14 protein-coding genes, 1 rRNA gene, 1 pseudogene, 1 CRISPR repeat array and 1 other annotated feature are annotated in these 21,814 nt (G+C 42.0%); of the genes and pseudogenes, 11 read left to right on the top strand and 5 right to left on the bottom strand.

Annotated elements, in window-relative coordinates:
• Positions 1 to 127 precede the first annotated feature (127 nt).
• On the bottom strand, positions 128 to 3,622 hold the full coding sequence (gene smc / locus ACZ424_RS05695; RefSeq protein WP_464904015.1) for a chromosome segregation protein SMC: 3,495 nt from the start codon (positions 3,620 to 3,622) through the stop codon (positions 128 to 130).
• Between the two features lie 75 nt (positions 3,623 to 3,697).
• Here smc and ACZ424_RS05690 point away from each other — a divergent pair, with 75 nt between their 5' ends.
• Entirely contained in the window at positions 3,698 to 4,672 is a 975-nt protein-coding gene (locus ACZ424_RS05690) for an SDR family NAD(P)-dependent oxidoreductase (protein WP_464904014.1), read from the top strand.
• Between the two features lie 94 nt (positions 4,673 to 4,766).
• Here ACZ424_RS05690 and ACZ424_RS05685 read toward each other — a convergent pair whose 3' ends face one another.
• The 4 genes from ACZ424_RS05685 to ACZ424_RS05670 are packed head-to-tail and all read right to left on the bottom strand — an operon-like array spanning position 4,767 to position 6,941.
• Positions 4,767 to 5,435, bottom strand: a complete 669-nt coding sequence (locus tag ACZ424_RS05685) for a carbonic anhydrase (RefSeq protein WP_464904013.1) — start codon at positions 5,433 to 5,435, stop codon at positions 4,767 to 4,769.
• Between the two features lie 29 nt (positions 5,436 to 5,464).
• On the bottom strand, positions 5,465 to 5,815 hold the full coding sequence (locus tag ACZ424_RS05680; RefSeq protein ID WP_464904012.1) for an ArsR/SmtB family transcription factor: 351 nt from the start codon (positions 5,813 to 5,815) through the stop codon (positions 5,465 to 5,467).
• Positions 5,815 to 6,195, bottom strand: a complete 381-nt coding sequence (locus ACZ424_RS05675; protein WP_464904011.1) for a rhodanese-like domain-containing protein — start codon at positions 6,193 to 6,195, stop codon at positions 5,815 to 5,817. Before ACZ424_RS05675 ends, ACZ424_RS05680 begins: the two co-directional genes overlap by 1 nt.
• An 11-nt stretch (positions 6,196 to 6,206) precedes the next feature.
• Positions 6,207 to 6,941, bottom strand: a complete 735-nt coding sequence (locus tag ACZ424_RS05670) for a sulfite exporter TauE/SafE family protein (RefSeq protein WP_464904010.1) — start codon at positions 6,939 to 6,941, stop codon at positions 6,207 to 6,209.
• An 875-nt stretch (positions 6,942 to 7,816) separates the two neighbouring features.
• Here ACZ424_RS05670 and ACZ424_RS05665 point away from each other — a divergent pair.
• The 10 genes and pseudogenes from ACZ424_RS05665 to cas3 all read left to right on the top strand — a co-directional run bounded on the left by ACZ424_RS05665 (position 7,817) and on the right by cas3 (position 21,763).
• A pseudogene (locus tag ACZ424_RS05665) lies at positions 7,817 to 8,744 on the top strand (transposase).
• A 66-nt stretch (positions 8,745 to 8,810) separates the two neighbouring features.
• Positions 8,811 to 10,094, top strand: coding sequence for a TolC family protein (locus tag ACZ424_RS05660; protein ID WP_464904009.1), 1,284 nt, complete (start codon positions 8,811 to 8,813; stop codon positions 10,092 to 10,094).
• Positions 10,087 to 11,274, top strand: a complete 1,188-nt coding sequence (locus ACZ424_RS05655; RefSeq protein ID WP_464904008.1) for an efflux RND transporter periplasmic adaptor subunit — start codon at positions 10,087 to 10,089, stop codon at positions 11,272 to 11,274. Before ACZ424_RS05660 ends, ACZ424_RS05655 begins: the two co-directional genes overlap by 8 nt.
• Positions 11,267 to 14,365 (top strand): efflux RND transporter permease subunit, encoded by a 3,099-nt coding sequence (locus ACZ424_RS05650; RefSeq protein WP_464904007.1) that lies wholly within the window; start codon positions 11,267 to 11,269, stop codon positions 14,363 to 14,365. Before ACZ424_RS05655 ends, ACZ424_RS05650 begins: the two co-directional genes overlap by 8 nt.
• Positions 14,361 to 14,624 (top strand) — a sequence feature (16S ribosomal RNA rRNA prediction is too short). It overlaps the preceding gene by 5 nt.
• Before the next feature lie 5 nt (positions 14,625 to 14,629).
• Positions 14,630 to 14,745: ribosomal RNA gene (rrf, locus tag ACZ424_RS05645) — 5S ribosomal RNA — on the top strand.
• 174 nt (positions 14,746 to 14,919) lie between these two features.
• Positions 14,920 to 15,278: a CRISPR direct-repeat array (repeat unit 31 nt; unit sequence GTTTTAAGCGTACCTACAAGGAATTGAAACT).
• Positions 15,279 to 15,431: 153 nt separating this feature from the next.
• The gene (gene cas6, locus ACZ424_RS05640; protein ID WP_464904006.1) at positions 15,432 to 16,169 is read left to right on the top strand and encodes a CRISPR-associated endoribonuclease Cas6; all 738 of its coding nucleotides are present in this window, start codon (positions 15,432 to 15,434) and stop codon (positions 16,167 to 16,169) included.
• 22 nt (positions 16,170 to 16,191) lie between these two features.
• Positions 16,192 to 17,907: a TIGR02556 family CRISPR-associated protein gene (locus tag ACZ424_RS05635; RefSeq protein ID WP_464904005.1), complete on the top strand. Its 1,716-nt coding sequence runs from the start codon at positions 16,192 to 16,194 to the stop codon at positions 17,905 to 17,907.
• Complete coding sequence (cas7b, locus tag ACZ424_RS05630; protein ID WP_464904004.1) at positions 17,894 to 18,811, top strand: type I-B CRISPR-associated protein Cas7/Csh2; 918 nt, start codon at positions 17,894 to 17,896, stop codon at positions 18,809 to 18,811. Before ACZ424_RS05635 ends, cas7b begins: the two co-directional genes overlap by 14 nt.
• Positions 18,796 to 19,536: a type I-B CRISPR-associated protein Cas5b gene (cas5b, locus tag ACZ424_RS05625; RefSeq protein WP_464904003.1), complete on the top strand. Its 741-nt coding sequence runs from the start codon at positions 18,796 to 18,798 to the stop codon at positions 19,534 to 19,536. Before cas7b ends, cas5b begins: the two co-directional genes overlap by 16 nt.
• Positions 19,472 to 21,763 carry a CRISPR-associated helicase Cas3' gene (gene cas3 / locus ACZ424_RS05620; RefSeq protein ID WP_464904002.1) on the top strand — a complete coding sequence of 764 codons (2,292 nt, stop codon included), beginning with the start codon at positions 19,472 to 19,474 and terminating at the stop codon, positions 21,761 to 21,763. The genes cas5b and cas3 overlap by 65 nt, the downstream gene beginning before the upstream one ends.
• The last annotated feature ends 51 nt before the right edge of the window (positions 21,764 to 21,814 follow it).

Raw genomic sequence — 21,814 nt, 5'->3', positions numbered from 1 at the left:
GAGGAGCTCTCAAATGCGTAGACCTCTGAAACTGCCCGGAGTTCTGTATCTGCAGCAAATATCAAGTCAAACCTCGTTGCCTTAACGGCCATCTCTGGAGGGGTAAGCGTTAAAAGCTGAGCCTTGTCTATGTAGTAAGAGGCTCAAACGAAACCCCTATAACCTTTGAAACTCCGGGAGTTTCCATTGTTACGCCGAAAATTGCGTCTGCAACCTCCATAGTCAGCTTGTTGTGTGTAATGATGATTACCTGGGTATTCAGAGCCATCTGTTTGAGGAGCTCCGTTAACCTCAGCGTGTTTGCGTCGTCTAAGGCTGCGTCAACCTCGTCTAAAACGAGGAACGGAGCAGGCCTTACGGAGTAGAGGGCATAGAGGAAAGTAAGGGCAACCAAAGTCCTCTCTCCGCCGGAAAGTAGGTTAAGGTTTGAGTGGCGTTTACCCGGCGGCTTCACCTCTATCTCAAGGCCGGCTTCAGACAGGTCCTCAGAGGTCAGAATGAGCCTTCCCGTTCCCCCTCCGAAGATTGTCTTTACGGAGCGCTTAAACTCCCTGTTTACGGCTTTAAAGGTTTCAAAGAAGCGCTTCTCAATCTCCTCGTCTAACTTCTTTATGGCCTCCTTTAGGTTCTTTATTGACTCTACAAGGTCTCTCTCTTGCTCTAAGATGAAGCCGTAACGCTCCTTTATCCTCTCATACTCGTCTATTGCAAGCATGTTAACTGCACCAAGCCTACTGATTCTTTCCTTTAGGTTAATTAACTCTCTCTTAAGCTCTTCTTCGTCTTTAACTGTCTCTGCAAGCTGGAGTGCCTCTAAAACTGAACCTTCGGCGTCAACGATTTTCTTAAGGAGCTCCTCCTCCTGAACAGTTAGCTTTGCAAGCTCAATCTCTGAAGACTTTAGTTTCTTAGAAACCTCTGAGAGATGGACGTTCCTCTGCTTTAGCGCCTCCTCCTTGTTCTTTATGAGGGAAGAGAGCTCCCTCCTCTTCTCCTCTAAGTTCTTTAGCTCATCCCTTATGTCGGCTATCGTCTCATCAACTCCGGAGAGGAGCTCCTCTGCCCTTTTAAGCTCCAGCTTTGCCTTCTCAAGTTCCCCCTTTGTCCTTTCAATCCTCCTCTCAGACTCCTCAACTTCCCTCCTCAAAGACTTTAAAGCCCCCTCTTTCGCCCTTACCTTTTCCCTCAGAGAGGAGAGCTTTTCCAGGAGAACAGAACGCTCAGACGAAACCCTGGAAAGCTCCTCCTTTACTTTCTCGTAGAGGCCGTTAAGCTCCTCTTTTTCTGTCTTTAGCTTGTCTATTTGTGAAAGGAGCTCCCCTTTCTCCCCGTTCAGCTCCTCTACCTTACTTTTCAGTATTTCGGAACGCCTCTCAAAAGAGTTAACGCTCTCCTTAGCCCTCTTCTCCCTCTCTATGAGTTCCCCCTTCCTCCTCTCCACCTCAGAGAGTTTCCTCTTAAGTTCTTTCAGTTTAGACTCCCCTTCAAACAGAGCCATCTTTTTCTTTTGGAGCTCCTCCTTTAACTCCTCAACCCTCTCCTCTAAAGACTCAACCTCTTCCCTATAGGGAGTTAGCCTCTCCTTTAGCTCCTCAACCTCAGAGTTGAGCCTCTCAAGGAGCTCCCTCTTCTCCCTTACCTCCCTCTCAAGCTCCAAGAGGGAAGACTCTTTAAACTTTCCGACAGTGCAGCCCCTTGCTGAAAACAGGTTAAAGTCCTCATCTATGAAGACCGAGTCTGGAAACTTTGAGGCAAGAGTTGGAGCTCTCTCCGGAGCGTAGTAGACCTTGTGAAAGATTGCCTTTATCAGGTTCTCAACCCTCGTATCCCTCGGCTTTACAAACTTCTCAACAGGAATCGCCCCTTCAACCTCCGGAGACTCTGGAACTTCCGGAACTTCGGCAAAAAGCAGGTTAACCCTTCCCTTACCCTGAATCCTCTCTTTTATCCAGACTACTTCGTCAACGCTCCTTAAAACGATTCCGGCTCCGTAGGTTGAGAGGTAGTTCTCAACTATCTTCTCCCAGCCCGGCTCAACCTCTATCAGGTTCAAAAGAAGCCCTACGTATCCTTTAACTTTCCCTCTTTGTCCGCTTTCAACAATCTTCTGCTCAACCTTTTTAAGGTTTATTGAAGAGAGGATTCTCTCAGTGTTCTCAATTTCCGTTTTGACCCTTAACGCCTCTCTCCTCTTCTCCTCAAGCTCAGACTCAACCTCTTCTAACCTCTCCCTTGCCTCAGAGAGCTCTGTTCTCTTTATATCAAGGAGTTCCTTTGCCTTCTCAATATCCTCCCTTAAATTTTCAACTTCCCTCTCAACCCTTTCAATCCGAGAGGTATAGTATTCCTTCTCCTTCTCTACCTGTGAGATTTCAGACGGGATTCTCTCCAAAAGAGCTCTCTGGGACTTGAACCTCTCCTCTTCCCTTGCCAAGTCCATCTGGAGCTTGTTTATCTGAGCGCTAACTCCTGAAAGTTTCCTTGAAAGGGAGAGCTCCCTCTCCTCCAACTCCTCCTTCTTTCTCTTTAACTCTTCAATCCTTTCCTTTACCTTCTTTTCTTCCTTTTCAAGCTCTGAGAGTGACTTTAGGAGCTCCGCCTCCTTTTCCTTTAACTCCTTTATTTCAGAGGAAAGGCCCTCAAGAAGTTTCAGTTTTACCTCTCTCTCCCTTTTTCTCTCCTCTATCTCTCCCTTCAGTCTGTCTATCTCTTTCGTTAAGAACTCCCTCTTTACAGAAGCTTCTTTCTTGCTCTTCTCAACCTCTGCAAGCTCCCTTGAGGTTTCCTCAACCTCCCTGTTTAAACGCTCAAGCTCTGAGCGGAGCTCCTCTATTTCAACGGTTAAAAGTGAGACCTCCCTCTCTAAGGAAGCCCTGTCCTCCTGAAAGACCCTGATGCTCCCCTCTAACTTCGCCTTATCCTCCTGAACATTCTTGAGCCGGTATCCCAAGAGTTTCAGCTCAAGCTCCCTCTCTTTTGAACGGAGCTCCTTGAACCTCTTTGCCTTTTCGGCCTGATTCTTAAGAGCCCTAAGGTTCTTTGCAACCTCATCTATTACGTTTTTAGTATTCTCAAGGTTCTGCTGAGCCTCCTGAAGCTGCTTTAGAGTCTCTTCCCTCTTAACCTTAAATGGAGTAATTCCAGCAGCCTCGTCTATGAGAGCTCTCCTCTCCGTCGGCTTCATCCTGAGAACTTTCTCTATCTGACCCTGTTCAAAGAAGGCGTAGTCCCTGTTTGAAAGGCCGAGTTTCAGGAAAACCTCCTGAATGTCCTTCAACCTCACCTTCCTGCCGTTTATGAGAAACTCGCTTTCACCGTCAGACTTTACTTTTCTCGTTATTTCGGTTTCCGGAAAGGTTAAGTCGTCGGAAGAGACAACAACAGAAACCTCAGCATTCTTTGCCGGCCTTCTACCTTCGGCACCTTTAAAAACAACGTCCCGTATTGAATCAGCCCTCATTCCCTTTGCAGAGGTTACGCCAACAACCCACTTTAGGGCGTCAACGATGTTGCTCTTGCCACAGCCGTTTGGCCCAACGATACAGTTAATGCCGTCTACAAACCTTAACTCAGTCTCATCTGCAAAAGACTTAAATCCCCTAAGCCTTAAGCTTTTTATCATCAGACACAACTCCTGAGAAAGTTTCAAACTGTAATGTTAAACTACACGTCAAAATTTAAAAACGGAGAGGCTTCAATGAGAACAGTTCTACTGACCGGCGCGGCAGGTTTTATAGGAAGCTACGTTGCAAAAAAGCTCCTTAATAAGGGCTACAGAGTTGTAGGGGTTGACAACCTGAACGACTACTACGACCCGAGGCTTAAAAAGTTCAGGCTGAAGGAGCTCCAAGAAAACAAAAACTTCACCTTCTACCCCGTTGACATAGAGAACAGAGAGGCCCTGAGGGTAATCTTTCAGGACACAAAACCTGACGGAGTAATAAACCTTGCAGCAAGGGCAGGAGTTCGATACAGCCTGGTTAATCCATTTGTTTACGAAACAACAAACTCACTGGGAACCCTTAACCTCCTTGAGCTTATGAGGGAGTTTGGGATAAACAAGTTCGTTCTTGCCTCAACCTCCTCCCTCTACGCCGGCCAGCCTATGCCCTTTAAGGAAGATCTCCCTGTAAACACCCCAATCTCTCCCTATGCTGCCAGCAAAAAGGCAGCAGAGGTTATGTCTTACACTTACCACTACCTCTACGGGTTTGATGTAACGGTAGTTCGTTACTTCACGGTCTACGGCCCTGCAGGAAGGCCGGATATGTGCATCTTCAGGTTTATAAAGTGGATAGACGAAGGAACCCCCATAACCGTTTACGGAGACGGAACCCAGAGCAGGGACTTTACGTTCGTTGAAGACATTGCAGAGGGAACGGTTAAAGCTTACGAAACGGAAACTGGCTACGAGATAATAAACCTCGGCGGAAACCACCCCCATCAGCTCAAAGAGGTAATCAGTTTAATTGAGGAGTACCTCGGGAAAAAGGCGGAGATAATCTACAAGCCCTTCCACAAGGCAGACCTGAAAGCCACCTGGGCAGACATAACAAAAGCAAAAAAAATACTGAACTGGGAGCCCAAAGTTCCCTTAGAGGAAGGCCTCAAAAGAACCGTTGAGTGGCACGTTGAAAACAGGGACTTCGTTAGAACAATTCCCTTACCTTAATAAAGAGAACACTTAAGACCGTTTGGGCCGTAGAGGAGAGCTCCCCTCTCAAAGTCACCGATTTCCTGTATAGAAGGAAGAACATAAGACTCCGTTAGATAACGACCTTTTCAAGAAGTTCTCCCGGAACAAGAGACATTGCCTTATGGGAAAGTATCTTCTCCCTCTCCTTTATCCCATTTAGGTTTATGAGAACTATCCTGCCGTATCCCCTACCGTAGTAGTTTCCGAAGTCGTAAACGGCCCCCAAAATGGCAAGGAGCTCCCTCCTGACCAAAAGACCATACCTCTCAAGTGCTATCCTAACCTGCCAGTGGATGTTCTCCTCAACAGCGGAGAGCCAATCCCTCTCAAAATTCCCTGTTCTCTCAACCTTTGAAACCGGAATACACAAGTGGTCAAGCTCCTTCCTAATATCTGCGTGCTCATTAGAGTATCCCTTTAAGAAAGCTTTAATAGCTCCACAGTTAACGTGGCCCAAAATGAGAAGAACGGGAGTCTGAAGGTGGTAAACGCCGTAGTCAACAGAGCCTACGCAGTTTTCAATTTGGTTTCCTATGTTCCTTATAACGAACACTCTATCTATCAGCTCCTCTGAAAAAACAGTTGGGTGAACCCTTGAATCTGAACAGGTTATCAGAGTAATCACAGGGTTTTGATCCTTAATGTGGGACTTGAAAAAGTCCTCTCCCTTCCCCAGAACGAAGGAATTGTTATCTTCAAATATCTCTTTTACGACCTTTTCGGGTTCTTCCCGTTTCACCAATTTCCCCTCCCTATATTTTGTTTCTTTTAATCGTAGGGGCAGACTTCTTTTAGAGAAACTCCCCTTAACTTCTCCATGTCTTTTTTAACCACCTGCCAGTTGTCTGCAGCCTTCAGGACCTCTGAAAGGATTCGGCGGAGCTCCCCATTTTCCGGTTCAGACAGAGAAAAGAGAACCTTTGCTCCCTCCCGTTTGTCCTTTACGAAACCGAACTGTTTAAGCTTTGAGAGATGGGTTGAAACGGTGGAAGGGGAGAAGCCCAAAACGGCCGTAATCTGGCACAGGTATGAGGGCTTCTCCTCCAAAATCTTCAGAATTCTTATTCTGGTCTCGTCTGAGAGAACCTTTAAAGCCTCTACAAACTTCTGGCTCTCCATTATTCTCCTAACTTTGCAATGAAAGGCGGTTTAACCCTGTCAACAATCTCTGAAGGTGAAGAGGCAAGAACTTTAACGTTGTCAAATCCTTCAGTTAAAAGGTAGCACATGGCAATTGTTGCTCTGATCTTTCCAGGGCAGAGAGTGCACACCAGCTTGTCTTTCGGAATTTCGTTGAGCCTTTCAGGAAGTTCGTTTAACGGAACATGAATTCCAAAGGCTGTTAAAGGAGTTAAAGCCTGCTCCTCCTTGGTCCTAACGTCAAGTAAGACGGCTTCGTTAGCCTTCCACTTCTCTAAAAACGCGTCAAGAGTAATTTTGGGTTCTTTCTCCAGGAGACCTTTAAGGTCAAGTTGGGATACGAGTTCCTTTAACGTCATCCAAAACCTCCTTAAATAAATTTTAGCAGGAATTTTATTCCGAGAATGAAGAAAATGACCCCCAAAAGCTTTTTAACCTGTTTCGGACTTAAGTAGTGATGAGAAATGTAAGCTCCTAAATAACCTGCAAATATGGCAGGAATTGCCATCCACAGCGTTACGTTCCAGTCAACGCTTCCCATCTTCCAGTATGCAAGGAATCCGGTAAATGAAGAGAAAAGAACTGCAAAAGGAGTTATAGCAACAACTCTTTTGGGATTATAACCAGCCATTATGAAAAGCGGAGACATTATGCCACCCCCTCCAACTCCTAAAAATCCTGAAAGGAAGCCAGAGAGAGCTCCGACAAAGGCCGGGTAGAAAAGGGAGTTTTTCTCTTCAAAAACCTCCTTTTTAGGAATGTAAACCATAATTCCTGCAAAGAAGAGGAAAAGGGTAAAGACGATCCCTACAACTTTCTCGGAGACCAAATAAGAAGAGTAAGCTCCCAAAGGAGAGAAGATGATTGAGGCGGCTATCAGAGGAACTGCAATCCTAAAGTCAATGAGCCTCTTCTTTAAGTTGTGGTAGGAAGCCGCAGACGTTGAGAGAAAGTTTGTAAAAAGGCCTGCAGGCCTTGCAATAGAAAACGGAATACCTAAAAAAACGAGAATAGGAATAAGAACAACTGCAGCTCCAATTCCTCCTAAGGCAAAGACAAAGGAAGCAGCAAACGAAATTAACCCTAATTCCACTCCACTTACCATAGTAGCCTCTAATTTTCGTTAATTAACAAATATATAATACGAAAGTTAGATTTTCAATTCTGGAGGATAATTATGGAAGATAAGTTTGCCTACTGGTACGGAATACCAAGGAACGAAGTAGATTGGAACCCAATTATAGATGAAAGCAGGGGTAGAAGCTTGAAGGCATAAGAAATAAGTGCTAATATTAAAAAATAGAAATTTAGTTGTAGGCCAAAAGAAGGCTGATTTGAAAAAGTTAACAGGCCTCTTAAGGTGGAGTAATCGGCTAACAAAACTTAAGGTGTTGATTTTCAATAATTATCCCCGAGTATATTAGAGTTGTATAATAAACTTAAGCTCAATCCGAGACAATTGACGCCTACATCAGAATTCGTTAAAATTTAGATAAAAGTTGTGTTCTTTGCCATTAGAATATGGCAAAAAGGGTGGGTTTTGAGCGTACCTATAAGGAATTGAAACTTTCTACGTATTCTTCTAATCTAAACTTAAAAATTGTTTTAAGCGTACCTATAAGGAATTGAAACATGAAAACTGTTCCTCCGATAGTCCATTCTTTTATAAGTTTTAAGCGTACCTACAAGGAATTGAAACACAAGCGGAGGAGCAATAGGAGATTCACAAGGCACTTGAGTTTTAAGCGTACCTATGAGGAATTGGGGAAAAAGGAAATTTAGGATAAATTTTTCGTTAATCCTCTCCTTTTCAAAAGATAGATAAAGCGCACGGCGTAAGCCGTTGTGGTATAATTCCAATACGGCGATAACCAAGCCGTAGGTCTTTGTACAAGTGAATAGGCCGGAATGCTAAACTGGAGATTTAGATGAAAATCAAAATAACATTAATACCTAAAAAGGGAATGGGGGTGTTTGAAAATTGCCAAACCGAAGAAAAAGCTTATCCTCTCCGGTATGAGAGTAAAGAGTCTTAACTTCAAAAAAGTTCTTAAACTCACCAAACGCTACATGCACCGGAGAGGACAGGCTCTAATTACATATTTATATCCCTTCAAATCCAAAAAGGGAAGACCCAAGAAATACCCTGACGAAATAATCCTTGCCCTCCTTTTCCTACAGGTAGCCTGGAAACTTTCATTCAGAGAGTTAGAACTTATAGCAGTTCAGCTATTTGGAAGGAAAAACGTCCCAGATTTTTCAACTTATTACTATCGTCTCAAAAACTTCCTCCTCTCCTTTTAATTGACTTCCTTAATTTCCTTTCCCGCAGGCTTTTAGGTAAATATCACAAGGAGATAAAGTTTCTTATAGCTGATGGAACAGGGTTTAAGTATGAAGAGCTTTATCCACTGAAGATTTTAAGAGGACTGGAGATAAAGAAGGTCAGAAGCCACGTTAAAGCAGTAGTTTTGAGCGTTCATCTTGAAAGTAGGAAGAGGTTTGTTCTAACGGCAATTCCTGAGCGAAGTTATGCCTCGGAAGTAAAGGTTGCAGAGAGGATATTTCATTGGCTCTGTGAGAGAGGGTTTATTAGGAGGGTTTTAAAAGGAAAACCTTTTCTTGCAGATAAAGCTTATGACAGTGAGAGATTTATTGAGCTTGTTGAGAGTGTAGGTTAAAGGTAAGGTTAAGGGCGAAGGAACTTGTTGAACCTGATGGTATTTATCGTTCCAGAGGACTTATAGAAGGGATATTTGGAGAGATAAAACAGGCAGTTGGTAGTTATGAGAGGACTAAGAGCTTTCAGATAGCTCAGTTGTTTGTATTAGCTAAGTTTTGTCTGTTCAATCTCTGGGTTCTTTTCTTATTCCTCTGGATTTTTCAAACAGCCTCGGTAGAAGCTTGAAGGTATAAGAAATAAGTGCTAATATTGGAAAATAGAAATTTAGTTATAGGCCAAAAGGAGGCTGATTTGAAAAAGTTAACAGGCCTCTTAACCCTAATAAGCATCCTCTACGGCACCGCCCACGGAATAACCCTTAATCAAGCAGAAAAGCTGGCGGTAAAGAACTACCCTAAACTTAAAGAGCTCCAAGCATTATCTAAGAGTTCCGAAGAGCAGGCAGAAGCCATAAAGAGAGAACGGTTCGGAACTCTTAACATTTTCACCTCTTACACAACCTATAACAAAAACTTGGTCTTAACGCCCCTCTACTACATGCCGAGTCCAAAAAATCTGCCACCATTTGACAGCAGAAAGGCCATTTACGGCATAGACATTACAGTCCCCCTCTACCTTGGTGGAACGATAGAGAAGAGATTTGAAATAGAGAAACTCAATTCAGACTTGTTTAAAACGCTAAAGGAAAATGCAAAATGGCAGATAAAGTTTAACGTTGATTCGGCTTACTTAAGCTATTTAAAGTTAGAAGAGATCAAAAAAGCCCTTAAAGAATATGAAAAGAGCCTTCAAAAGTTAAGGTCAGACGTTGAAGACGGAGTTAAAGCCGGAAAGTTCGCAAGGGTTGACCTGTTAAAGGTTGACTACTCCCTGCAAGACGTAAGGGCAAAGATAAAAGAGGTTGAGAAGAACCAAGAAACGCTGAAAACCGTTCTTGAAACGTTAACAGGAGAAAAGATAGAAAATATTGAACCATACAGAGTTAACTACACTCCGAAAAACTACTCTCTTAACGAACTCTACTCAAAAGCTCTCTCATCAAACAGCTTAATAAAATCAAAGCAGAAAACAGTTTTGATTGCTCAAAAAGGTGTTGAGTTAACAAAAGGAAAATACGGATTAAAGCTTCTTTTAGACGGGAACTATGCCAGAAACTACGGATTTGACTCCGGAGAGAATACAGGAATCGGTTCCATATCTGTAAAGGTTGCTTACCCCATCTTTGAGTGGGGAAGAAAGGGAAGGGAGGTTTTATCAAAGGAGCTCCTCAAAACGGCAAAAGAGAGGGAGCTAAAAGATGCAGAGCTCTCACTGAAGAGGGATCTCTCTAAGGCCATCAACTCCCTTGAGTCAATCCAGTCCGACATAGAGGCTTACAGGACAAAACTTGCCTACGCAGAAGAGGTAGAGAGGATAGAAAGACTTAAATATGAAAGCGGTAAGGGAGACATGGATCACCTTCTCCTTGCAGAAGCCCACAAGTTTTTAACGGAAGCCCAGTTAAAAGGAGCTTACTACAGTTGGGAGATAGAGAAGAGAAGAATTGAAGCTCTACTGGAGGCAGAAAATGAGTAGAACCGTTAAGGCAATCGTAGTAATCCTTATAATAACCGTTATAGGAGTAGCAGTCGGGAAAATTCTCATAAAGAAGAAAAGGGCGGAGCTCCTCTCATTCCCCCCTCCGAAGGTCTACCCTATACCCGTTGAGTATGCCGTTGCAAAGGAGGGGAGTGTAAGGGATACGTTCCACTACGTTGGAGAAGTTCTGCCCTACACGTATGCAAACGTCTCAACGAAAGTTGCCGGAACAGTTCTAAAAATCTACAAGAGAGAGGGAGAACACTTTAGAAGAGGAGAGCTCCTTGCAAAAATAGACTCATCTCAAATTGAAAACACAGTCCTTTCGTTGGAAAGTGAAAAGAGGGCAAAAGAGGAGCTCCTTGAAGGTCTAAAGGCTCAACTCAAAGCCGCAGAAATCGTTGAAAGGAACGCAAAGAAAGAGTATGAAAGGGAAAAGTTCCTCTACGAGAAGGGAGCAGTTCCAAAGGAGGAGGTTGAGAAGTATGAAAACGCATACCATAGAGCTCTCTCTCAGGTAAAAACTCTGAAGTCAAAAATCGGAGAGCTGAAACTTGCCGTTAAGTCAATTGAAGAAAAGAAAAGGGCAGTAGCATCACAGCTTCAGTATACAGAGGTAAGGGCGGTTAAAGACGGAACAGTAGCAAAAGTTCTCCTCTACCCCGGAGACGTTGCAGTTCCGGGAAAGCCGATAATTAGAGTCTTTTACGATTCAGACGGTTTCAGAGTCCTCCTCAACGCACCGCCGGAAGAGGCGAAAGAGATAGAAGTGGGAGCTCCCGCAGAAGTTGAAGGAAAGCCGTTAGGTACCGTCTCAAAAGTCTACCCGGCGGCAGACCCAAGAACTGGACTTTATACAGTAGAGGTAAAACTGAAGGAGCTCAACGGTCTCAAGTCAGCCCAAACCGTTAAAGTTGACCTCAAAGGGAAGAAATACTCAGGAATACTTCTTCCCTACCTATCAATTCTCCACATGAAAGACACAGACTTGGTCTTAAAAATAAAAGGAACACAGGTTATCCCCACCCCTGTAAAAGTCCTAAAGCAAGTTAACCGGTGGGTCGTAGTTTCCGGAAACCTCAAGCCGGGAGAAAAAGTTGTAGTGGGAAGGGAAAGTAAACTCCTTGAAGTTCTGAGAAGAAAGAGCGCCGTCCCTACGGAGGCCTTCAATGGGTAGGATCGTTGACTGGTATGTTAGAAAACCCCACGGCGTCTTGGCCGTTCTCCTTTTCTTCTGCGTAATCGGAATAATAGGTTACTTTAAAATACCCCGTAAGTTCTTCCCCGACGCCAACAGGCCACAAATAGCAGTCGTTACTATAGAGCCCGGAGCTTCAGCTGCAGATGTAGCTTCCCACATAACAAGACCTATTGAACAGAGACTCAAAACCTTAGACCTCGTCAGAACTATTCGTTCAGTTTCAAAAGACGAAGTCTCAGTAGTTACAGTTGAGTTTGAGTATAAAAAGAGGATAGACGCTGCTGCAACAGACGTCTCAAACGAGCTCTCAAAGGTTATTCCTTACCTGCCGAAAGACATTCTACCACCTCAAGTCTATAAAGTAACAGATGCAACTCAGCCGGTAATGGTTCTTGCAGTTTATCCCAAAAAAGGTTCCAACCTATCCCTTGCTCAGGTAAGAGAGCTTGCAGAGAATGAGATAAAAGACGAGCTCCTCAACCTACCACACGTTTCAGACGTTGAAATTTTCGGCGGATATCAGAGGGAGATAAGGGTTTATCCAGACTACCAAGCACTTGCCAAATATAACATCTCCCTATTTCAGCTTGTAAACGCAATAAGAGCAAACAACAAAAACGCCCCTGTAGGCCTCATAATAAACAAGAACGGGCTCGTAGTCCTAAAAATCAGAGATGAAGCAGAGAGAATTGAAGAGATTAGAGACATCTACGTAAAACCGAACGTTCAGGTCAAAGATGTAGCAAAAGTTGAGTGGGGATACAAAGACAGACTCTCTGCTTATCACGGAAACAGCCACAAGGCCATAGGTATCTCCATACTCCGCTCCTCAAAAGGCTACGAGCTGCCGGCAATAGAATCTGTAATGGCCTATCTACCGAAGCTAAAAAAGGAATACCCACAGCTCAACTTTGTCGTATCAGACACTCAGAAGTGGTTGATAGAGCTCTCAAACAAAAACATGCTTGAATCCCTAAGAGATGCAGTAATATTTACTCTTCTTGTAATTTTCCTGTTCCTGGCAAACGTCAGAATGCTCATTGTCTCCTTTTTCTCAGTTCCAATCACATACACAATTACAATCGGCCTAATGTGGCTCTTTGGATTCAACTTCAACATAGTAACCCTAACTGCTGTAATCCTTGCCCTCGGAATGCTTACAGACGACGCAGTTGTTGTCCTTGAAAACATAGAAAGACACTACTTTGAACTGAAAAAAGACATCTGGCAAGCAACAATTGATGGAACAAAAGAAGTCATGCTTGCCGTCTTAAGCGGAACTTACACAACAGTTGCAATGCTCCTCCCCATCGTCTTCATCGGTGGATACGTTCAACACATTCTACGTCCACTCTCCCTAACTCTTATCATTGCCCTCGTCGTCTCCTACTTCGTTGCAGTTACGGCTATTCCAATAACTGCCCCATACATCCTCAAAAAAACTCCGGATAAAAACTGGTTAGAGAGAAAAATCTACGACTACTTCGTAGTAGCCATCGTTTACAGGCTAAGGGACTTTTACGTTTGGCTCACAGACGGAATGCTCAAAAGTTTCTGGCTAAAGCTTGGAGTGATAATTTTCGGCTTCTTTCTCTTCGTTATAACCATGAAAAACGTTATTCCTGTCCTTGGAAGAGACCTCATGCCTCCGATGGATACAGGCATAGTAATCGTAAGGGCAGAGACAGATTCAAACTCCTCTCTTCAGAAAACAGAAGAAGTCCTTACAAAAATGGAGAAAATTGTCTACTCAATGCCCGGGGTAGTGAGAGTTTCTTCAACAATCGGTTCTGAACCTGGCGTTCTTTCATTTGGCAGCGGAAAACCACCCCAGCAAATAGAGATGAAAATACAGTTTATAGACCGCTTCCACAGGAAAAAGACAATATGGCAGATAGAAAATGAACTGAGGGAAAAATTCCACAAACTTCCGGACCTTCGCTACGTAACAATTATGGACTTTGGAGCAACTCCTCTCTCTTCAATCAAAGCAACAGTAGACGAAATGATATACGGCAGAGACCCCAAAATACTCAATCAGATTGGAGAAAAACTGGTTCAACTAATGCACAAAGTCAGAGGAATTACAGACATTTCAAGAACTTGGTATTTAGACAAAAAGGAATTTGTCTTCAAGATTGACTCCAACAAAGCCTCACTCTACGGTCTAACTCCTTTACAGATAGCTCAGTACATAGGTGGATACGTCAAAGGAATCCCGGCTTCTTCCTTTGTAGTCCCCATGGAAAATGGCCTGTTAATCAGAGTTATCCTTCCAAATGACAAAAGAGACTACATAGATAAACTCAAAGACATACCAATCCCAACAAAAAAAGGATTTATTCCTCTTTCATACTTCGTTACAGTAAACCAACATACGACCCAAACAGTAATTACCCACCAAGACCTACTCAATACCCTTGACGTATACGGATACAGAGCAACAGCTCCAACAACTTTCGTCCAAATGCAGACAAACATGTTAGAGAAGAAGTTCCTCAAACTTCCAGCAGGCTACGGCATTTCCCACGAAGGAGAGATAAAACAGATGATGGAAAGTTTCAAAAGGCTCTTCCACTCCCTCATGATTGGAATAATCATCCTTTACTTCTCATTAGTCCCTGCTTTTGAATCTTTCACCTACCCAATATCAATAATCTCAGCAATTCCCTTAGCCCTAATCGGAGCTGCCTTTTCAATGCTCATAGCCCACAAACCTCAGTGCATGCCTTCATTTATGGGAATGATCCTCCTTGCCGGAATAATCGTTAAGAACTCAATCCTTTTAATAGACTTCTTTAAGTGGGCTAAGGAAGAAGGTCAGGAAACGAAAGAGGCCATCCTTAACGCAATAAGAATCAGAACAAGGCCTGTTCTTATGACCGCTTTTGGAACTGCCGTAGGAATGATTCCAATAGCCCTTCAATGGGCTTTAGGACTTGAAAGACTTGCTCCACTGGCAGTTGTAGCAATAGGAGGACTTATCTTTGGAACCTTCATGACCCTCTTCTTTGTTCCCGTTCTCGTATCTCTAATAGAAGACGTAAAACAGTGGTTTAAAACTTGACTTCTCTAAGTACGAGTCTATATCGCCGGAAAGCAAATAGAAAAAGCTGAATAGGAAGTCTCAAGTGATGAACCTCAGTCCTGAGGCTGCCGCCTCGGGATGGGCTCGCGTCCCATCAGGTAGTTGGTGGGGTAACGGCCTACCAAGCCTACGACGGGTAGCCGGCCTGAGAGGGTGGTCGGCCACACCGGGACTGAGACACGGCCCGGACTCCTACGGGAGGCAGCAGTGGGGAATCTTTAGCTGAGTAGAAAAATAAAAGGCTGGTGCCCATAGCGGCGGGGAAACACCCGATCCCATTCCGAACTCGGAAGTTAAGCCCGCCAGCGCCGATGATACTTCCTGCGGGAGCGGGCTTAAAAAATCTAAAGTCGCACTTCACATGTTCGGCTAACAAAATTTAAGACCTTGATTTTCAATAATTATCCTCGACTACATTAGAGTTATATAATAAACTTAAGTTCAATCCGAGACAATTGACGCCTACATCAGAATTTGTTAAAATTTAGATAAAAGTTGTGTTCTTTGCCATTAGAATATGGCAAAAAGGGAGGGTTTTAAGCGTACCTACAAGGAATTGAAACTTGTAGCAGAAGACGGAAAAACCTACACGTTTGACGTTTTAAGCGTACCTACAAGGAATTGAAACTAGCTATTTCAAGTAAACAGTCAAGGGGGAGCTCCCCGTTTTAAGCGTACCTACAAGGAATTGAAACTGGTATCTGGGGTTGCTTCTGTTTTGATAGTTTTTGGTTTTAAGCGTACCTACAAGGAATTGAAACTAATTTCTTCATAACGCTTTCTCGCTTCCTCTGTCGTTTTAAGCGTACCTATAAGGAATTGAAACTATATTTAATTTCAAAGTTAAAAGGAGAGTTATATGTTTTTAGCGTACCTATAAGGAATTGGGAAAAAGGGAATTTAGGATATTCGCTAATCCTCTCCTTTTCAAAGGATAGATAAAGCGCACGGCGTAAGCCGTTGTGGTATAATTCCAATACGGCGATAACCAAGCCGTAGGTCTTTGTACAAGTGAATAGGCCGGGATGCTAAACTGGAGATTTAGATGAAAATCAAAATAACATTAACACCTAAAAAGGGAATGGGGATAATTCTCCCAATACATTACAATTATATTCTACAGTCTTTTATATACAGAAATTTGGAGGAGGTTTACTCTTATTTTCTTCATAACTCTGGTTTCAATTATAAAAAAAGAACATTTAAGTTACTTACTTTTTCCAATATCTTTGGAAGAAAAAGAGTGATTAAACCAGCTAAAAAGATAATTTTTATCGGAAAAATTCACTTTTATATATCTAGTATATTGGATGATATAATGGCTTCTCATATCAAGACTTTAATTAAAAGAAAAAATTTAAGACTTGGAAAAAATGAAGTTGAATTTGAATCGGTTGAACTAATAGAAGAAAGAGTTGATGGAAACGAAATTAGGGTTAAAACTCTTTCTCCAATAACTATACACAGTACAGATAAAAACAAAAAAACAATTTACTTTAATCCTTATCAGGAAAAGTTCTATCAGCTGCTTGTTGAAAACCTCAAAAAGAAATGTAACATCGTTGGCTTAAAAGTTGATTCAAGTAACGTTTCCATAGAACCAGCTGAAGGGGCTTACTTTAAAAAGGTCGTTACTTACTATAAATTAAACTTTGTTATTGAGGCCTGGAAAGGGAAGTTTACTTTGAAAGGTCCAAAGCCGGTTTTAGAAGTCGCACTTTCCTCAGGTTTAGGAGACAGAAACAGTCAGGGTTTTGGAATGGTTTCCGTTAATAATAAATAGAACCAATTAAGAGGATTAAAGCTTGATAGAGGCTATTTACAACCTTGGAAAATTATTAGATGATAAAGATACAAGTATTGATATTCTCGTTGTTGCAGAAATAGAGAAAGGTAAACTTAAAAAGGTTTATACAACTAATGAGTTTGACGTTAAAAAACTGGGATATAAAGAAGTAAATGTTCCTAACCGCTGCAAATCCGATGTTCCGGTTATAAAACTGGAAACTCGGTTTAAAGAAAGAGAAAAGGCAGAAAAAGCTGCTAAAAAGAAGGTAGACTGTTTAAGAAAAATCCTTGATAGGCTTCGGAAGGTAGAACCTACAGTTCCTGAACTAAACGAGGAAACACAGGATAAGCTCCGCCAAGAACTCTCAGACATCCTCTTTAACTCAAACTTCGACAAGGGAAAAAAAATCTTCCTTGCCCTCAAGTTTGACGGCAAGTTTCCCGGGGAAATTCCACACCTAATGAAAACAGTCAAGGAGCTCTCATTTAAGGAAATGGAGTTTGAGGATGGAGTTTGTGCTCTATGCGGCAAAAGGACAAAAGTTTCAGGAATGAAGTTTCCTTTCACGTTTTATACGATTGACAAGCCAGGATACATTTCAGGCTTAACGAAAGAGCTCCACAAAAGAGGCTTCCCCGTGTGTCCTGAGTGTTTAGAGGTAGTGGAAAGAGCGAAAAAAGAGCTGGAAGAACACGAATTTTCTTTGGTAAGGGAAGCTCCAAAGTACTACTTAGTTCCAGACTTTGCACTTAACAGAACACCTGACGTAAACGCTAAAGAGGTTGTAGAGATAATCTACGACTACGACTTTATTAAGAAACGAGAAAAACTAAACCTTTCAACAAAAGAGCTTGAAAGACTTTCGGAAGATAATGAAGATATCTTGTCCATTCTTAAAGAGTTTAACGACTTTATCTCTTTTCATTTTCTATTCATAAAGAAGAACCAGTCTCAGACGCAAATAAAACTCCACATACCTGACGTTTTTCCTTCCAGGATTAGGGAGCTCTTTAGCGTAAAAGAGTTTATTGACAGGAACTTCTACTCAAACTCTGAAAAAGAGTTTACGCTTAAAGTTTTATCTCAGTTATTTCCCAGAACCGGTAAAGACAATTTACCACAGAAAGAGTTCTTAGATTTAATTGACTCAATTTTCAGAAAAATTCCTTACTCTGAAGAGCTCTTGATTAAACATTTACTTCAAGGAATAAGAAATGCCTACTTTAAAGACGTAAGTGAGAAGACAAGAACTCTTCCCTATAGAAGTTTTGACGCACTTACTTCGTACCTTTTTGTTAAAGCAGCCACGGAGGGGGACATGGAAGATTTAAAAAAAGGAAGTATCAGAAACTTAACGGAAAGCCTCCCATTTCTTAAAAAGCCTGAGGAGAAGGGAATATTCCTTCTTGGAGTTCTTACTCAGAGGCTCCTTGATAAGCAAGCATCAGAAAGAGGAGGAGCAGCTCCGTTCCTCAAAAAGCTTAAGGGATTTAGGCTTGACAGGAGAGACTTTGAGGAGCTCCCCCTCAAACTGAGAGGAAAGCTTGAGGAGTACAGTGCATTTAAAGGAACGGAAAGGGAGATTTTTGACGTTGCTATGGAGTACTTCTCCCAGTCAGATAGCTGGAACTTAAACGTTGAGAGGATGAACTTCGTATTTGCCGTAGGGATGGGAATGAAGAATACAGTGTATAACCAAATCTTTGGTGGAGGAATAGATGATAAAGAATAGGAGGGAGTACCTATTTTTCTACGACGTAACCGATGCAAACCCTAACGGAGATCCAATTGACGAAAACAGGCCAAGGATAGACGAGGAAGTTGGTACCTGCTGGGTTACTGACACAAGGCTTAAGAGGATAATAAGAGACGAACTTATGGATATGGGAGAAGAGGTATTCATAAGGCAGGAGAGGAAAGAAGACGGAACACTTAAAACTAAGGAAGAGCTCTTAAAACTCTACAAAAACGGAGATTATGAAGAGATCCTCAACATGTGTATTGACATAAGACTCTTTGGAGGAACGTTTGCAGTTGGCAACAACTCAAAGAGCTATACAGGTCCAGTCCAGTTTAAGTTTGGCCGTTCACTTCACAAAGTGACCGTTAAGCTTATAAGGGGAACGACCATTCTTCCTTCCAGCGAAGATAAAAAGCAGGGGACAATGACAGACTTTTTCATAATTCCTTACGGTTTTTTCTGTTTTTACGGAATTGCCAACGAAAAGGCATCAGAAGATACAAAGCTAACTGACGAAGATCTTGAGAAGATGACAAAGGCTATGTGGTTTGGAGTTAAGGAGTCAACAGACGTAATCTCACGCTCAAAGTTTGGCCACATGCCAAGACTCTTGATTGAGATTACCTACAGAGAAGGAGAAATGTTTCACATCGGAGAACTTAACAAGAGGGTATCAATAGAAAAACCTTCCGGACTTGATGACCTTGCAATAAGGGACGTTGAGGAGTTTAAGCTTAACCTTGCTAAGTTAAAAGATGCCGTTCAGAAAAACAGAGAAAAAATTGAAAGGGTGAGGTTCGCAGTAGACGAGAGGCTAAAGTTCTCAGAGGGTTCTAAACTTGAGGAGGTATTTGAAGGCATACCACTGGAGAGATTCTCATGGTTAGAGACGTAGTTGTTTTTGACATTTGGGGTGAGTTAGGACACTTCAGGAGGTTCTTTACGACCTCCTCCCCTTTAACCTTTTCTTTTCCGCCTCCAACAACTGTTAGAGGAATCGTCGGAGCAATTCTTGGACTAAGTAAAGATAGCTACATTGGCGTTACAAATAACTTAGACGTTGGAGTTTCTCTACTAAACCCGGTAAAGAAACAGAGGTTCGGACTAAACTTCATCAATACAAAAGGAAGCAGTGGTTTTGAACCAACTCTGTTTAAGGATAGAAAGGAAAAAAAGAATAAACCTCCAAGGACTCAGGTTCAAGCTGAGTTTCTGAAGGATCCAAAATTTAGAGTTTTCATATCCGGAGAAAAAAAACTGTTGGAGGAGCTCCTTTCCCTCTTAAAAGATCACAGAACCAACTACACGGTTTCACTGGGTATCTCTGAGTGCATTGCAGACTTCTCACTTATTGGAAAGTTTAGAGCCGTAAAAGTCAATTTAGGAAGTTACGTTAACAGCGTAATACCGGTTGAGAACGTCTTGGACGTTGACTTTAAGCAGGGAAAAGTTATGAAGGAGAGAATTCCTTCTGCCATGAATGAGAATAGGGAAACAGTTGAGTTTAAAGACGTAGTATTCAACCCTGACGGGAAACCTTTAATAGGAGAGTTTAATGAGCTCTGGGAAGTTGAAGAAACGGGAGAGAAGGTCTACCTGTTTACTTTCCCATCCCAATAAGTGCTTAAAGGATCATTTAAAGGGAGTAAGCGAGGAGATAAAGGAAAATTTTCCAATAAAAGACAAAGTTAACTTGGCAGAGCTTACCGGACTCTTCCACGATTTAGGGAAGGCATTACCGGAGTTTCAGAAGTTCATTAAGCTTATCTCTGAAGGAGAAGAGGAAAGGGCAAGAAAGGTAAAAAATAGGGAACACTCTCTCCCGTCTGCCGTTGCTCTATTTTCTTATTTAACCAATGAATTAAAAGTAGAGCCTTTAGAAGCCTTCCTATCTTTTCTTTCCGTTAAGAACCACCACTCATTTCCAAAAGATGCCTTTGAAGAGGAAGTTAACAAGAAGGAGCCCCTCAAATCGGTAGAAAGACTTAAAAAACTTAAAAAAGAAAACCTGAAAGAGATCGGCATTCCAGAAAGAACTTTAGATACCTTAAAAGAAGAGAAAATTCTGGAGAAATTAAGACCTTTTGGAAGGCTAAGAAGGTTCAGGAAACTTTACGGAAAGCCCGAAGATTTCTCTCTCTACGTGCTATTTATGTCTCTATACTCAACTCTTCTTTACTCAGATAGAAAAGATGCCTCTGGAACAAAAATCAATTTTAGAAACAGGATTAACTTTAAAGAAGTAAAGAAAATTATTGACTCAATTCCGCGGAAAAGGGAAATAGATGAACTTAGACAGAGAACAAAAGAAGAAGTCTTATCTAAACCCTTTGATCCGAGTAAGAGAATCTACTCAATAAACTTACCAACTGGTCTTGGAAAAACTTATACTGGTTTTCTATTTGCACTGAAAGTTAAAGAAGAGCTCCAAAAATTAACTCAAAAACCCGTTAGGATAATCTACACACTACCTTTCATCTCTATAATTGACCAAACTTACGAAGCTTTAAAGGAAGTTATTGAAAAAGCTATCGGTTTTTCAGATTCTACATTAATAACGAAACACCACCATTTAACGGAGCTCAGCTACAGAAAAGAAGGGGAGGAGCTCCCCTTTGATCAGGCAAAGATCCTAACTGAGGGATGGGAAAGCGAAGTCATTGTAACAACTATGGTTCAGCTATTTAACTCCCTATTCCCGAAAAACAGAAGTCAGGCTCTAAGGTTTTCAAGGCTCTCTAACTCCGTAGTTATACTTGATGAGATTCAAACGCTCCCGGCAAAGTACTGGATACTGGTTGAAAAACTGATAGGGAAGCTCTCAGAGAAACTTAACTTCTACTTGATCTTCATGACTGCAACAAAGCCTGCCCTCTTTAAAGAACACTATGAACTTGCAGGAAAAAAGTTCTTCGTTAACCTCAAAAGATACGAAGTTGAAATTGAAAAAGAGGAAAAGAACTTAGAGGAGTTCTGTAGTAGCTTGGAGCTAAAGGGGAGCTCCCTCTTTATACTCAACACAGTAAGATCGTCTCAGGAGGTATTTAACCGCGTGTCAGAGCTTACCGGCTGTGAAGTAGAGTACCTCTCAAGGTCAGTAACTCCTTACGAGAGGAGAGAGAGGCTAAAGAGGATAAGGGCAAGAGAGGTTAAATACCTTGTTTCAACCCAAATTGTTGAAGCTGGAGTTGACGTTGACTTTGAATACGTATTGAGGGACTTTGCCCCTTTTGACTCACTGAACCAATCGGCTGGAAGGTGCAACAGAAACATGGAGAGTAGAGGGAATTTTAAAGTTGTAAACCTCATAGACGAGAACGGGAAAAAGTTTTCATCTTACATCTACGACAGAATACTCCTTGAGGCTACAGAAGAGACTTTAAAAAACAAGAAAAAACTAACTGAAGAAGAGTTCCTAAACCTAACTGAAGAGTACTTTAATATTGTAAGAGAAAGGGGTGTAAATAGTAAGAAATCCAAATATATGATTGATTCGGTAAAACTTTTAAGGTTTAGAAATTCACGCAACCCCGAGTTTGGAATTTCAGAGTTTAAACTAATAGAGGAAGACTACGGCACAGAGGTCTTCGTTCAGTTAAACGAAGACGCTTTAAACATCTGGGAAAAAACAAAAGAGCTCGTAGAGAAGTTAAGAAGAGGAAATAGGGAAGTCCTTGAAGAAATCTTCAAAGTTAAACACCTCTTCTACGACTTTGTTGTTAGTGTAAGTGAAAGGGAGCTCCCTCTCCCCTTTGATGAAACGCTCTCACTCTACTTCGTTCCCATTGAAAACTTAAGGGACTTCTACGACAAGAAAGTAGGGCTAAATGTAAGAGGAGCACTATAGAAGATCTCCTAACTGAGGGAGGAAGAGTAATAGGAGAGGTAAAAAAGAGGA

It is taken from the genome of Thermovibrio ruber (genome assembly GCF_055380895.1).
This window is presented reverse-complemented; position numbering and strand designations above follow the sequence as displayed.